The sequence below is a fragment of the Dyadobacter sp. CY351 genome, from assembly GCF_021502625.1.
Taxonomy (GTDB): Bacteria; Bacteroidota; Bacteroidia; order Cytophagales; family Spirosomataceae; genus Dyadobacter; species Dyadobacter chenhuakuii.
In genome coordinates, this window is the sequence record NZ_JAKFFU010000012.1 from 21,292 (window position 1) to 34,783 (window position 13,492).

The following is a 13,492-nucleotide window of genomic DNA, read 5'->3' on the forward strand; positions in this document are numbered from 1 at the left end:
ATTTAATCTTAAACTAAGTAACTGGAAATCATGAGCATAAACTCAAAACACCTTGCCACATTTATTCTTGGAGCAGCCGCCGGCGTGGCCGCACATAAGTATCTTCAAAGCGAAGAGGGCGAAAAGCTTTTGGAAGACCTGAAAACGAAGGCTAATAATTTGAAAGCCGAAGCAGAAGGTGCAATCGATAAAGCTCCGGAGTATTTTGATGAGCTCAAAACGAAAGGTGCAGATACGCTTAAAAGCAGCTTCCCGGATGCTGAGAGCTTCTTCAAAGATCTTTATGAGAAATTCGTAGGCGGAAAGAGCAGCCCCGAAACGGCGACACCTCAAAACACGCCTACGCCTGATCCCATATCATAGCTAATAGAAAATAAATTTAAATGGCCGAAGAGAGTTGATTTGACTCTGTTTGGCCATTTTTTGTGACTAATTGGGTGAGTTGCGCATGTTGCAGCAGCATAATGGTTTTGGCATCCTTAATTTCCCCGGACTTAACCATATCCAGCGCTTTTCCGAATGGTAATTCCAGCACCTCAATGTTCTCCTGTTCCTGCGCGCTGCCGCCTCCATCACTCACTTTCATATCCTCGCTATATTCTGCCACAAAAAAGTAGAGGATCTCGGTAACCGACCCAGGTGACATATAAGCTTCAAATATTTTCTCAACAGAATTGATTTTATAGCCCGTTTCTTCTTCCGTTTCCCGCCTGATGCAATCTTCTGGATTATCACGATCCAGCAGTCCGGCGCAAGCCTCTATCAGCATGCCGGTGTCATTTCCATTGACATAAGTTGGGATTCTGAATTGCCGGGTTAAGAGAATCGTTTGCTTTTCGCCGTTATAAAGCAGGATAACGGCGCCATTGCCACGGTCGTAGGCTTCTCTGGATTGCTTTTCCCATTGCCCGTCAGCGCGCTGATAGTCGAATGTGTATTTTTTTAATGTATACCAATTGTTTGACAGCACCTCGTCAGATGTGATACGAACCCGGTCATTTTTCATATTGACTAATATTGATCGTTTATGATTAATTATGATCAAAATTAAGCAAATGATTGAATATGCCAAAACCTGGATTGTATTTTGAAGAATAAAAAGCCTGAGTTCCGGCGTGATTTATTAAATGGGCATGCTAAATTGTCTGCATGATAGAAAACCTGAAACCAGCGCATTATTGGATTGAGAAATATGCATTAAGTCCCCATCCTGAGGGCGGTTATTATACGGAGACTTACCGGGCAGCAGAAAGCATTCCCAGGGAAGCATTACCTGAACGATTCAATGGCGACAGGGCATTTTCAACCGGCATCTATTTTTTGCTGGAAAGCCATAATTTCTCAGCATTCCACAGGATTCAGGCCGATGAAATGTGGCATTTCTATGCGGGCGAAGCGTTGGATGTTTTTGTAATCGATGAGAAAAAAAGGGAAATGCAGGTGATCAGGCTAGGCAATAACCCCGACAACGGAGAAACATTTCAGGCAGTGGTGCCCGCAGGAGCGTGGTTTGCTTCGCGACCTGCAAAAGGAAGTGCCTATGCACTGGTTGGGTGCACGGTTGCTCCGGGATTTGATTTTGCAGATTTTGAAATGGCCGAAAGAGCTGCATTACAAATGCAGTTTCCTGAACTTAAACAAACTATCCAGGAACTGACAAGAGTTTAAAGCTTGCTGAAACGATTAATTGACGCGTAGTTTCGCCCAATATGGCTTGCTAACGGTCTTATCCGGAAACACAGCATAGACTTCATACTGACCGGCTGCAAGGTTCGCAGGAACAACATATCGGCCAACCGGATAACTCACACCGGCAGTGGCCCAGTTCACAACCGCCAGGGCAGGTTTCAGATCCACCGTTGTTGCACCGCTTTTCAAACGCAATGCGGGCAATTTGGCAACGTCAAAGCTTGTATTTGATGAGCCGTATTCCACCGGCGACGGTTTTGCATAAAATGTGTCCCCTTTTTTGAATGTCAATGGTTCCACATTTCTCGTAAGCGCTAATGTAAGGTCTCCCTTCCAGATCGATTCTATGCCTTTGGTTGTGGCCACATTGGAAACGTAGATGGCACCTTTGCCAATCTGCTTCTCTCCTTCATGAAAGGTAAGCAGGTAAGAACCGTCAGGTATATTGGCCGGGAATTTTTCCAGATTCAGGTTTGTGGCGCTTACATATTTCAATGCTGCTGTTGCAGGCGTCTTCACGAAATCGTTGGTGAATTTGACCGTATATTTGGTCGACGGAAGGAAATATCCACCGCTTATAAACACCGAATCTTTGGTAGAGTAAACAAATTTAGAGTCAGAGATCCTGGAAATAGGCTCGCCACGCGTAAACGTAACACCTTCGAATTTGATCGGATTTTTATCCGCAAAAAGGACTTCCATCGTAACAGGGTCCGGGCCCACAAGCTTATCTATCGATTCAAAAACGATATTATCCTGATTCTGGTTATAAGTTGTTTGGTCGGTGAAGCCGGTTTTGGGATTGGTCAGCTTAATGATCGGTGCGGCCTGCCCGGGACGCGCAGGAATGGTCCCAACGCCGGACACAAATTTGAATGGTGTCTTGAAGCCGTTTGTATTGACAGTAATAGTCTTCGTCAGCAGCTCAACCTTAGGTTCGCCGCCGATTTCGAAATACACTGTGAATGTACCGGCAAACTTGTCTTCCTTATCACGTAATGTAAATGACAGCGGCGGGTTTCCTTTAAAATTATAGGTAATTGTGCTGTCTGTTGTGGCTTTTCCGAGGCTGTCTATCAGCACCACATTTTTGTTTAAAGACATTTTTAACTCTGCCGAATTGCTCTGATATGATTCGGGCATGCTGATCTGATAGTTCTTCGTTACCGAATCAAATGTGACTTTTTCAGAGTCAGTAACGTCAAATGATCTTAAAAACTGTATCGGTGCGAATGGCTTGCCGGTATCCGGATCCGGCCCGAGTTCGTTTGAATCTTTTTTACAGTTTGATAAGCAGGCAGCAGATATAAATAGTAACAGGAATGTAAGTTTTTTCATAACAGGATAAAGCAATGCTTAAGAGTAACGCTCAAAAGCGCTGAAATATTAGTATCCCAAACTCGTGTCATCACCCCTCGGATCCGAGCCTCCTTCAAGCGAACCATCCGGGCGTACCAGTATACAATCCATACGCCCTATTGTATTGCGTTGCTGTTCAAGGTTATAACCTTTGTTCTGCAACCTTTTTATAGTGTTTTCCGAAAATGCATTTGATTCAAAAGTGGTTATGTCTGGTAACCATTGATGGTGAAATTTTAATGCGTTAACCGACTGCTGCATGGTCATACCGTGTTCCAGGACGTTCAGGATGGTTTGGTAAACGGATGTAATAATGGTCGATCCGCCCGGTGTTCCAACGACCATCAAGAGCTTTCCGTCCTTTTCTATAATGGTTGGCGTCATGGACGAAAGCATTCTTTTACCCGGCGCAATGGCATTTGCCTTGTTACCGATCAGCCCGTACATGTTAGGCGCGCCAGCCTTTATACTGAAATCGTCCATTTCATTATTCATCAGAAATCCGCCGCCTTTGATCACAACCCGGCTTCCATATCCGCCATTCAGCGTTGTAGTGAGGGAAACAGCATTGCCTTCTTTGTCAACGATAGAAAAATGTGTTGTTTCAAGACTTTCATAACCTGGGAAAACGCCGCCGCTGATGTCCTTGCTATCCCTTGCTTTATCCCAATTGAAGTCATTCCACCGCTTACTCAGGTAATTTTTACTGATCAATGTTTCTACAGGCACATTAACGAAGTCAGGATCGCCCAGGAACTTGGCACGGTCAGCATAAACCCTGCGTTCCGCTTCGATCATCACCTGAATGGTGGAATCGCTGTGCCAGCCCCATTTCCGCAATGGATGCTGCTCGGTCAGGCGCATGAGTTGCAGCAATGCCACGCCACCGCTGGAAGGAGGCGCCATGGTGATCACCTTATATTCTTTATAGCTTTCTGTAATCGTTTCCCGCCATTGGGCTTTGTAATCGGCAAGGTCTTTTTTACTAATAATCCCTTCTTTATTTTTATTAATATCCTTTACCAAAAGCCTCGCGGTCTTGCCCTTATAGAACCCATCGTGGCCCTTTTTCTGAATGCGGCGTAAAACTTTTCCCAGATCTTTCTGCACCAGCACATCGCCGGCGACCCAGTCATTCCCGGTTGGATTAATAAAATATTTTGTGCCCGGATTCAATGATAGCAAGTCTTTTTTGATTGCATTAAGCCCGCGTGCTTCTCTTTCTGTTTGTATTACGCCATTCTCCGCAAGGTCGATAGCCGGCTGAATAAGTTGTTTCCAGGGCAGTTTTCCATGTTTTGCATGTGCTTCGGCCATGCCAGCCACTGAGCCGGGAACACCCGACGCAAGTCTGCCAAGAATGCTGGATTGGGGGATAACATTGCCGTCTTTATCGAGATACATGTCTGCATGACCTTTTGCAGGCGCTTTTTCGCGGAAATCAATGCTATAACTCTTGCCGGTCTTATCTCTCAACACCAAAAATCCGCCACCGCCCAGATTCCCCGCAGACGGATGCACAACAGCCAAGGCAAATTGCACCGCAACCGCCGCGTCAACCGCATTGCCTCCTGCCTTTAATATCTCGACTCCTACTTTTGAGGCTTCCGGATGGGCAGAGGCAACCATGCCATTTTTCGAAATTACCCCCGGCCTGTCGCTGAAAAATGGTTTCTGATTCGGGTCGTCAGAAAGAAACTGATAGAATCCGGTGGACTCCTTAACTGGTGCTTGCGCAATAAGAAATCCCGGGAAAATACAGCAAGCAAGTGCAAGAGTGTAGCGTAATGTCATTGTCAGCGCGTTATTATTCAGTTTGTAATTTATTAAATCAATCACTTTATCTTGCCTTTTGTAACAATTTATTTCTGCTCCTGCTACTTTACAGTTAACTTTTGGTTTGAAAGGATTTTGAAAAAAACTTTATATCCGACGGCGCTATGAAATTTTTACGGCAGGTTTTAGAAAGTTTCCGTTTTGCCTGGCAGGCGCTCAAATCCAACATTACCCGGACCATTTTATCATTGCTGGGCGTAACGGTGGGCATTTTTGCAATTGTAGCCGTTTTTACCATTGTCGATTCCCTCGAACGCAGCATTAAGGACAGCATGAGCTTCATCGGCGATAAGGTTATATATGTTCAAAAATGGCCCTGGGGTTTCGGAGGAGAATATCAATGGTGGAAATACTTTCAATGGCCAGAGCCTACTTTCGCTGAATATAAATTTCTTTACGACAACCTGGAAAGTGCCAGCGCCGTGGCAGTTATGGATTTCCGGGGCAGCACTACATTGAAGAACGGCTCCAACAGCATTGTAGCGCAGATTCAAGGTGTTTCCTATGAATACAATCAGATTTCAGATATTCCCATTCAGGACGGGCGCTATTTTATCCCGCTTGAAACAAATAATGCACGAAATGTGGCCATAGTAGGCGCAGACATAGCCGCCGCGCTTTTTCCCGGGCAAGATGCGGTCGGGAAGGCATTTAAACTGGCCGGAAATAAGTTTACAATCGTCGGCGTTCAGGTCCGGAAGGGCGAAAGCCTTGTGGATTTCGGCGGAAGTCCTGATAAAAACTGTATAATTCCGTTTGCCTCATTTTCAAAGCTTTTTCAATCGGGGCGCCGCAGTGCTGACATTGTTGTAAAAGGTTTTCCCGAAGATGAAGGAATGAAGGAAGTGGAAGCCGAAATTACGGGCTTAATGCGAACCAAAAGGGGCATTAAGCCGCGGGATGGCAGTAATTTTTCCCTGAACCGTCCCGAAGCCGCTGCGGAAGCAATTGGTCAGCTCTTTGCCGTGCTAACCATTGCCGGCTGGGTAATCGGAAGCTTTTCGATCTTGGTAGGAGGCTTTGGGATCGCCAACATTATGTTTGTTTCTGTTAAAGAACGAACGAACCTCATAGGCATTCAGAAATCCCTGGGCGCTAAAAACTATTCGATCCTGTTCCAATTTCTATTCGAAGCGGTTATGTTGAGTTTAGTGGGCGGACTGGTTGGCATATTTTTGGTATTTCTTCTATCGTTCATGCCAATGGGCTCATTGCAGATCCTGCTTACGCCGGGTAACATTATACTCGGGCTCGGCGTTTCAAGTATCATTGGTGTGTTGTCGGGAATTGTGCCCGCAATGCTCGCCGCGCGCATGGACCCGGTTATTGCCATTCGGGCAAAATAATAACTAGGAATAGTCAAACCGTTTTGCGAAGTTCGCTTATATCAATAAACTCAGAAAATTACTATTATGCGTAAATGGGTCATATTTGCCATATTTCTGGCCGTCATTTTTGGAATCCTCTATTACCTGACATTCGGCTATTACAGCGAAGGAAAACGCGGAGGTTTCATTACCAAGCTGAGCAACAAAGGATATTTATTTAAAACATACGAAGGCGAGCTGAGAATGGGCGGCCTGTACGAAGGCGACGGCACCATGAATTCTTCGGAATGGGTGTTTTCTGTAAGCGCAAAAAATAAAGACGCGATCGCTAAGCTTGAAGAGGCTATCAAAAACGGGCAGCGCGTTTCACTTACCTACGAAGAAAAGTTCTTTACACTGCCCTGGAATGGTGATACCAAATATTTCGTAACCAATGTGGAAGTGCTGGAAAATGTGCGCTCAAACCAGTTGCCGCAGCCACCCCCATCCAATTTGCCTGCTCCCACGGAGATAGACACGAATAAGGTTCTTTAGCCCCTAAATCCCCTAAAGGGGACTTTACATACGAGATGAGAAAGTCCCCTTCAGGGGATTGAGGGGTCACCCTCCCGCTTTCTTAGCTTTATAACCCTTCCCAACCAGCCAGTTGATCACCTTATCGCGGTGATCGCCCTGGATCTGGACTTCCTGGTCTTTGACAGTTCCGCCGCTTCCGCAAAGGGCTTTTAGTTGTTTGCCCAAGGCTTCCATGTCGGCATTGGTGCCGATGAATCCTTTTATAATCGTAATTACTTTTCCGCCGCCTTTGCGATCCAGCCAGATCCTCAGGTCCTGCTGTGCAGCGGGTAATGTATCCGGTTCGTCGGCTCCGGAATCATTGTATTCGAAGTCAGGGTTTGTGGAATATATGACTCCTGTGCGGTTCTTTTTTGACATCAGACAATTACTCGCAGGCTCTGCGGTTTAATTTTAACTTCAATTCTCGTTGTATCAAGCTGAAACGGCTCTCCGTCGTAATGTATCATTGGCGGCACATCCGTCTCTACCACAGCCTCAGTCATATGTGCGTAATCAATGTAACGCGAAGCCTTCATTTGTTTGGTAAAAAGCTGATATGCCAGGGATGTACCATACCATTTCGGGAATGGCTTAATGGTGCAAATGTCGAGTAAACCGTCCTGCAAACTGGCCTGAGGAGCGACCCAGGCATTATTTCCAAACTGACCTGCATTGGCAAATGACAGGGAAAAAGCATGGGTCTCCACACCATTCAACCGGAAACTCTGGGGCTTATAACTCCAATACGACTGAAACGAAACATTAATGTATGTAGACAGTCCACGCTGGTGCTGCTGGCTGAACAAATGTCCTACATAAGCGTCAAAACCCATTCCGGCGGTGCAGAAAAAGGGAATTTGATTAATTTGCGCACTGTCGATGGTGATTATTTTATTCTCAAAAAGTCTTTTAAGAGAAGCTTCCAATGTAAGCGGAATGCCCAGGTGACGCGCGAGGCCATTGCCCGAGCCAAGTGGAATGATACCGATCGGCTGCTCCGTATGCACAAGCGGCTGCGCAATTTCATTCACAGTCCCATCGCCTCCTACGGCAACAATGGCGTTCCAGGGCTGTAAACCCAGGTTTTCTTTTACTAATGTTGTTGCATGCGCCCTTTCTTCTGTAAAAAGTATTTTAGCCTCCGCTCCGTTTTTTTGCGCAAAAGTTTCAATAGCCCGTTTCACCTCACCGGCGTTCTTGCCAATCGAAGTGCCGGAGTTGGGATTCAGAATAAACAGATAGGAAGGCTTGTTCACAGGTCAGGCGAAGAATAGGAACAAAATGAGCAGAAAAACGACAATGAATAAGTAATAAAGCCCATCGATAAACGGATATTTCTGACGGTCAAGCTTTTTAAATATATCGTCAAACTTACTCATTCTGATATTTCTGATTTGGATTTTTTGTCTTGCAAACGCTTCCCTTGTTTCTTTCGTGTATATTTAAAATCAGGAAACGATTTACAAAAATCCGCAAAAATTATGAGAAACCGGCTCTTCACCCTCATCCTGATCACGATTTCAATGTTTGCAAAAGCACAGACTTCGAAAGACAAGGAAACCATTTACGGAACCATGAACCGCCAGATGGCCGACTGGAACCGCGGCGACATTGATTCGTTCATGAACGGTTACTGGGAATCGGACTCGCTGATGTTCGTTGGAAAGGCCGGCATAACTTATGGCTACAAAGCCACGCACGAAGGTTATTTGAAGCGCTACCCGGATCGTGCGACGATGGGAACATTAAAATTTACTTACCTGAACCTCACATTTCCAGGCAAGGACGTGGCATTTCTGGTTGGGAAGTTCCACCTAACCCGGCCCGAAAAAGGCGACATCGAAGGACATTACACATTACTCTGGAAAAAGATCAATGGCAAATGGCTTGTAGTATGCGACCACACCAGCGGATAAAAAAATTGCCCTGGCTTTTAAGCCAGGGCAATAGTAAGAATTGGAATGATATTAAAGTCTTTTGAAGATCAGCAGCGCATTAACAGCCGGCTTGGTTGCATCTGACTGCGTGTTAACGACAACTGTAAGGTTCGTAGCCGTTTGTGTGATCTTAAATTCCTGGCTGGTTGTGCCTCTGCTTAATGTTAGTTTGTCACCGGCTACTTTCCATTTAGCATCAGTTCCAACGGGAACAAAAGGATCAATTGCAGAAACGGCCGTAGGGCAATCTGCGGCGGTGACAGTGTTATTGGGATTAAAAGTCAGTTTCAATTCCAGGAAACAAGGGGCAGCAGTTTGGATAAATGCCAATGCCGGAATCGTCGTTCCGGGAGTTTCAGGTGTTACAGCTGTTAATTGCCATCTTCCCACTATCGGATTTGTATCTTCCACTGGATCTGGCTCTTTTTCATCGTCTTTGCAGGCTGTCATAACAAAAGCCATTAGCAGGAATGTCAGGAGGGTTAATTTGCTTAATGCGGTGTAGATCTTCATAATCGGGAAGTAATGGTTGGTTTAGTTTAGTAACGCTAAGATTAACGTCCAAACATACTTTAAAAATGCTTTTGCGTAAAGTTTTTATGATTTAACGTTCCTGAATGTCCTGAGCAGATCTTCCGCGGCTGAATCCGGCAGTTCCCTTCCATCACGAACGGCCTCTTCCAATGATGTCAGCTTTGCTTTTACAGCGGCATCACTGAAAAACTGATTTTCCAATGATTGCCTGATAAGGTCGTGCATCCAATTCAGATTTTGGTTTTGTCTGTTTTGGTCAAAAAAACCATTGGCCCTCGTCGTTTTCTCAAATTCCCGGATCAGTTTCCAGATCGCTTCCATTCCATTTTCCTGTAATGCAGAGCATGTGAGCACTTCTGTGGGAAAACCGGAATCCGCTTTTGGGAACAAATGCAATGCATTCTGATAAGCCGAAACCGCCAGAGCCGCCGCTTGCGCATTATCCCCATCCGCCTTGTTGATGGCGATCGCATCTGCCATTTCCATGATCCCTTTTTTGATTCCCTGCAATTCATCACCCGCACCAGCCAGCATAAGGAGCAGGAAAAAGTCCGTTATGCCTTTGACCAATGTTTCAGATTGCCCAACGCCCACGGTTTCGATCAGAATAATATCATGACCCGCCGCTTCACAAAGCAGCATAATCTCGCGCGTGCTCCGGGCGATTCCCCCCAGAAACAAGCCCGTTGCCGAAGGGCGAATGTAGGCCAGAGGATTATGAGAGAGCCTTTCCATGCGCGTTTTGTCGCCCAGAATGCTGCCCCGGGACTTCTGGCTGCTGGGATCAACTGCCAAAACGGCCACCCGCTTTCCTAAGGAGGTCAGATAGGTGCCGAAAGATTCGATAAATGTGCTTTTCCCAACGCCCGGAACGCCCGTTATCCCGATCCGAAATGCATTGCCGGAATGTGGCAGCGTCTCTTTCAGAATAGCAGCAGCAAGTTCCTTGTCTGCCGGTAACCTGCTTTCCGTGACCGTAATGGCCTGGCTCAGCATGATCCGATCTCCGGCGAGGATTCCGGCTGTGTAGTCTTCAACGGAGAGACGCTTGCGCATGGCCTTTTTTACGATGTAACCGGTAATATTTCAAAGTAACTACCGGTTAGCAAAAATGAAACTTTTTATATTAAAAAAGGCGAAAAGCCGTATATTGCTCGTTTACAAACACATATTTTTCAAATTTTATCAATAGAATGAAAATATCCATATTTCGTCTGAGCTTGTTCTTGATGGCAGGTCTTGGATTTTTTAACGCCCACGCACAAGAGCAGGAAAAAGTGAAATACGATTCACACGTGCTTTTTCACCCCTTATTTAATTTTCAGCCTGGTAATGAATACCGGACGGGCAGCGGCTCTCCCGGTCCGAAATACTGGCAAAACCGTGCCGATTACAAGATCAATGTTGCGCTTGACGAGGCAAAGGGAATGGTTAGCGGCGATGTTGAGCTTACTTATAAGAACAATAGCCCGGAATCACTTGAATTCATCTGGCTTCAACTGGACCAGAATGCATTCAATGATCAATCGCGAGGGGGAAAAACGACTCCCGTAACCGGGGGCAGGTTTGGTAACACCGGTTTCAGCGGAGGAGATTCGATTAGAGCCGTTACTATTCAGCAGGGGAAAGGCGGTTTTGTGGAAGCCACTTATAAAATCACCGATACCCGCATGCAGATCAGGCTGGCAACGCCTGTAAAGCCGAATGGTGATGTGATCAAAATCAAGATCGCTTATTCTTTCAAAATCCCTGAGTACGGCTCAGACCGGATGGGAACATTGGAGACGAAAAACGGGATTGTTTATGAAATGGCGCAGTGGTATCCACGCGTGGCGGTGTTTGACGACATTGAAGGCTGGAATTTGCTTCCCTACCTGGGCGCAGGCGAGTTTTACCTGGAATATGGTGATTTTGAATACAATGTTACTGTGCCCTGGGACCACATTGTGGTTGGATCAGGCGAATTGCTGAACCCGAATGATGTGCTTACAGCAGAACAACGGAAAAGACTGGCTGATGCGGCAAAAAGCGATCAGACTGTTATGATCCGCAGCGCAGAAGAAGTTACCAACCCTGCGTCAAGGCCGAGACAGTCGGGAACCCTTACCTGGCGTTTCCGTTGCTTGCAGGCGCGTGATATTGCCTGGGCAACTTCCAAAGCATTTGTTTGGGATGCAGCAAAAATGAACTTGCCAAAAGGTAAAACAGCCCTTGCACAGTCGGTCTATCCGGCAGAAGACGGCGGATTGGACGGCTGGGGCCGCTCGACGGAATACGTGAAAGGCTGCATTGAATTTTACTCAGGTTATGTGCATGAATACACTTACCCGGTTGCAACCAATGTGGCGGGGATTGTAGGCGGAATGGAGTATCCGGGAATTGTCTTTTGCAGCAGCAAAAGCCGTAAGGACGATCTTTGGGGCGTAACGGACCACGAGTTTGGCCATAACTGGTTCCCGATGATCGTGGGTAACAATGAGCGTAAATATGCGTGGATGGATGAAGGATTTAACACATTTATCAACTTCCTGTCCGCGGACAATTTTAATAATGGTGAGTATAAAAGCGCGCAGATGAATGATATGCAGCGTCTAGCGCCTATCATTTTCCGCCAGAAAGCCGACCCGATCATGACGATCCCGGATGTAGTGCAGGCGGTGAACCTGGGTTGGGAAGCTTATTACAAACCTGCCCTTGGTCTGAAAATGTTGCGTGAGCAGGTTTTGGGCAAAGAGCGCTTCGATTATGCATTCAAAGTATATGTGCAGCGCTGGGCTTTCAAGCATCCGACTCCCTACGATTTCTTCCGTACGATGGAAGATGCAGCCGGTGAGGATCTGGGCTGGTTCTGGAAAGGATGGTTCTTTGAAAATTATAAGCTCGACCAAGGTGTCAAAGGCGTAACTTATGTTGAGCAAAACCCGCAAAAAGGTTCTTTCATCACCATTGAAAACCTGGATCAATGGGCAATGCCGGCTAAAATCGACATTGAAGAAATAAGCGGTAAAAAAACGCGCATCGAATTGCCGGTTGAGATCTGGCAGCGCGGAGGAAGCTGGACGTTTAAGGCAGCTACACAGCAGCCGATCCGGTCAGTTACTATTGACCCTGAGCACAGTCTTCCTGACATTAATCCTGAAAACAATGTCTGGAAGCCAGCCATGTTCTCGGAACCGGAAGTGAATTAAGGATTTGAATAAACACGAAAAATGCCCGCATCTCATCAATGCGGGCATTTTTTTGTTTTAATAAATATCAGACTGTAATCAGCATGGCCCCGTAAGAATAGCCACCGCCGAAAACGGTAATCACAATGTTATCGCCTTTTTTAAATTTATCCTTATTCTCCGACAATGCTATCGCACAACCCGCGCAGCCTGTGTTTCCTAAATATTGAATGTTGGAAATCAGCTTCTCCACGGGAATGCCTAATGTATTGATCACATTAAGGCTGATGCGGTGGTTTGCCTGATGCGGAATCAGGTAATCCAGGTCGTCGATCGTTAGTCCGCAAGCCTGTAAAACCTGCTGACTGACCTTTGGCATATACTGGCAGGCATTCTGGAATACGTCCCGACCGTAAGGCATGATCACACCGCGATCATTAGGCCGCAAAACAACTGCTTCAATCGCTTTTCCGCTCGTAGCAGCGCCACCAGTGATCAGTTTCTTGATCTCCATGTCGGAATCCGTCTGGCGTTCTTTTGAAATCAGCAGGGCCGAAGCGCCGTCTCCCCACAAATGCCCTGAAACCGTGTCCATTTCATTATAGTAAGCCGTGTTGTGATCAGACACCACCACCACTGCTTTGGAAGCTTTGCCTAATGCAAAATAGCCTTCTACGATCTCGATCGCATTCAATAACGACGAACATGCAGAAGAGATGCTGACAACCGGGATGTCGGGGATTTGAAGCTGATGCTGGACCGCATGCGCTAATGTAACGATGGTGTCATATGGCGTATAAGTAGCGCCTATAATCAGGTCAATTTCGTTTTTGCTGTAAGGGATATTTTCAAGTAAGGCCTCAACCGCTTTCATAGCCATTGTGGAAGTATTTTCTTCCGGAGAACACTTACGTCTTTCAGAAATTCCTGTGCGTTCTACAATCCACTCGTGGGACAGATTGTTGATATTTGTAAAATATTCATTACCAATAACTTCGCTTGGTAAATAATGACTAACTGTATTAATATACATGATTGAGAAGTTGACTTCGCAAGCTACGATTCTTTTTAATTCCGAAAGTTA

General features: G+C 46.0%; 14 protein-coding genes. 6 read left to right on the forward strand and 8 right to left on the reverse strand.

The window, feature by feature from the left end; all coding sequences use genetic code 11:
- The first annotated feature begins 30 nt into the window (after window positions 1-30).
- Window positions 31-363, forward strand: a complete 333-nt coding sequence (locus L0660_RS20670) for a YtxH domain-containing protein (protein WP_026629535.1) — start codon at window positions 31-33, stop codon at window positions 361-363.
- Window positions 364-379: 16 nt separating this feature from the next.
- On the opposite strand, the gene nudK is transcribed toward L0660_RS20670, so the two are convergent.
- Complete coding sequence (nudK, locus tag L0660_RS20675; RefSeq protein WP_235161157.1) at window positions 380-1,006, reverse strand: GDP-mannose pyrophosphatase NudK; 627 nt, start codon at window positions 1,004-1,006, stop codon at window positions 380-382.
- A gap of 143 nt (window positions 1,007-1,149) precedes the next feature.
- Between nudK and L0660_RS20680 the strand changes: the two genes are divergently transcribed.
- Window positions 1,150-1,668 (forward strand): cupin domain-containing protein, encoded by a 519-nt coding sequence (locus L0660_RS20680; protein ID WP_235161158.1) that lies wholly within the window; start codon window positions 1,150-1,152, stop codon window positions 1,666-1,668.
- Between the two features lie 15 nt (window positions 1,669-1,683).
- Here the strand turns inward: L0660_RS20680 and L0660_RS20685 are convergent, their stop codons facing one another.
- Together L0660_RS20685 and ggt are read right to left on the reverse strand one after the other, a co-directional pair.
- Entirely contained in the window at window positions 1,684-3,027 is a 1,344-nt protein-coding gene (locus L0660_RS20685) for a hypothetical protein (protein WP_235161159.1), read from the reverse strand.
- Window positions 3,028-3,075: 48 nt separating this feature from the next.
- Window positions 3,076-4,842: a gamma-glutamyltransferase gene (ggt, locus tag L0660_RS20690; protein ID WP_235161160.1), complete on the reverse strand. Its 1,767-nt coding sequence runs from the start codon at window positions 4,840-4,842 to the stop codon at window positions 3,076-3,078.
- A gap of 146 nt (window positions 4,843-4,988) precedes the next feature.
- Here ggt and L0660_RS20695 point away from each other — a divergent pair, with 146 nt between their 5' ends.
- Window positions 4,989-6,230 carry an ABC transporter permease gene (locus L0660_RS20695; protein WP_026629530.1) on the forward strand — a complete coding sequence of 414 codons (1,242 nt, stop codon included), beginning with the start codon at window positions 4,989-4,991 and terminating at the stop codon, window positions 6,228-6,230.
- Window positions 6,231-6,296: 66 nt separating this feature from the next.
- Complete coding sequence (locus L0660_RS20700) at window positions 6,297-6,746, forward strand: hypothetical protein (RefSeq protein WP_233794745.1); 450 nt, start codon at window positions 6,297-6,299, stop codon at window positions 6,744-6,746.
- Between the two features lie 66 nt (window positions 6,747-6,812).
- Here L0660_RS20700 and L0660_RS20705 read toward each other — a convergent pair whose 3' ends face one another.
- Window positions 6,813-7,148: a translation initiation factor gene (locus tag L0660_RS20705; RefSeq protein WP_233794746.1), complete on the reverse strand. Its 336-nt coding sequence runs from the start codon at window positions 7,146-7,148 to the stop codon at window positions 6,813-6,815.
- Entirely contained in the window at window positions 7,148-8,026 is an 879-nt protein-coding gene (locus L0660_RS20710; protein ID WP_235161161.1) for a diacylglycerol kinase family protein, read from the reverse strand. Before L0660_RS20710 ends, L0660_RS20705 begins: the two co-directional genes overlap by 1 nt.
- 225 nt (window positions 8,027-8,251) lie before the next feature.
- On the opposite strand from L0660_RS20710, the gene L0660_RS20715 reads away from it, so the two are divergent.
- Window positions 8,252-8,686: a DUF4440 domain-containing protein gene (locus L0660_RS20715; RefSeq protein WP_235161162.1), complete on the forward strand. Its 435-nt coding sequence runs from the start codon at window positions 8,252-8,254 to the stop codon at window positions 8,684-8,686.
- Between the two features lie 51 nt (window positions 8,687-8,737).
- Here L0660_RS20715 and L0660_RS20720 read toward each other — a convergent pair whose 3' ends face one another.
- Window positions 8,738-9,220, reverse strand: coding sequence for a lipocalin family protein (locus L0660_RS20720; protein ID WP_235161163.1), 483 nt, complete (start codon window positions 9,218-9,220; stop codon window positions 8,738-8,740).
- Between the two features lie 84 nt (window positions 9,221-9,304).
- On the reverse strand, window positions 9,305-10,297 hold the full coding sequence (gene meaB, locus L0660_RS20725) for a methylmalonyl Co-A mutase-associated GTPase MeaB (protein ID WP_235161164.1): 993 nt from the start codon (window positions 10,295-10,297) through the stop codon (window positions 9,305-9,307).
- A gap of 137 nt (window positions 10,298-10,434) precedes the next feature.
- Here meaB and L0660_RS20730 point away from each other — a divergent pair, with 137 nt between their 5' ends.
- Window positions 10,435-12,429: a M1 family metallopeptidase gene (locus L0660_RS20730; RefSeq protein ID WP_235161165.1), complete on the forward strand. Its 1,995-nt coding sequence runs from the start codon at window positions 10,435-10,437 to the stop codon at window positions 12,427-12,429.
- A gap of 67 nt (window positions 12,430-12,496) precedes the next feature.
- On the opposite strand, the gene L0660_RS20735 is transcribed toward L0660_RS20730, so the two are convergent.
- Window positions 12,497-13,441, reverse strand: a complete 945-nt coding sequence (locus L0660_RS20735) for a 3-oxoacyl-ACP synthase III family protein (RefSeq protein ID WP_026629522.1) — start codon at window positions 13,439-13,441, stop codon at window positions 12,497-12,499.
- Between the last annotated feature and the right edge of the window lie 51 nt (window positions 13,442-13,492).

What these genes read in the sequence shown, in the direction of transcription:
- L0660_RS20730 (WP_235161165.1), top strand. Translation starts at nt 10,435, where the DNA reads ATGAAAATATCCATATTTCGTCTGAGCTTGTTCTTGATGGCAGGTCTT.
- L0660_RS20700 (WP_233794745.1), top strand. Translation starts at nt 6,297, where the DNA reads ATGCGTAAATGGGTCATATTTGCCATATTTCTGGCCGTCATTTTTGGA.
- ggt (WP_235161160.1), bottom strand. Translation starts at nt 4,842, where the DNA reads ATGACATTACGCTACACTCTTGCACTTGCTTGCTGTATTTTCCCGGGA.
- L0660_RS20720 (WP_235161163.1), bottom strand. Translation starts at nt 9,220, where the DNA reads ATGAAGATCTACACCGCATTAAGCAAATTAACCCTCCTGACATTCCTG.
- L0660_RS20735 (WP_026629522.1), bottom strand. Translation starts at nt 13,441, where the DNA reads ATGTATATTAATACAGTTAGTCATTATTTACCAAGCGAAGTTATTGGT.
- L0660_RS20715 (WP_235161162.1), top strand. Translation starts at nt 8,252, where the DNA reads ATGAGAAACCGGCTCTTCACCCTCATCCTGATCACGATTTCAATGTTT.
- meaB (WP_235161164.1), bottom strand. Translation starts at nt 10,297, where the DNA reads ATGCGCAAGCGTCTCTCCGTTGAAGACTACACAGCCGGAATCCTCGCC.
- L0660_RS20670 (WP_026629535.1), top strand. Translation starts at nt 31, where the DNA reads ATGAGCATAAACTCAAAACACCTTGCCACATTTATTCTTGGAGCAGCC.
- L0660_RS20685 (WP_235161159.1), bottom strand. Translation starts at nt 3,027, where the DNA reads ATGAAAAAACTTACATTCCTGTTACTATTTATATCTGCTGCCTGCTTA.
- nudK (WP_235161157.1), bottom strand. Translation starts at nt 1,006, where the DNA reads ATGAAAAATGACCGGGTTCGTATCACATCTGACGAGGTGCTGTCAAAC.
- L0660_RS20680 (WP_235161158.1), top strand. Translation starts at nt 1,150, where the DNA reads ATGATAGAAAACCTGAAACCAGCGCATTATTGGATTGAGAAATATGCA.
- L0660_RS20705 (WP_233794746.1), bottom strand. Translation starts at nt 7,148, where the DNA reads ATGTCAAAAAAGAACCGCACAGGAGTCATATATTCCACAAACCCTGAC.
- L0660_RS20695 (WP_026629530.1), top strand. Translation starts at nt 4,989, where the DNA reads ATGAAATTTTTACGGCAGGTTTTAGAAAGTTTCCGTTTTGCCTGGCAG.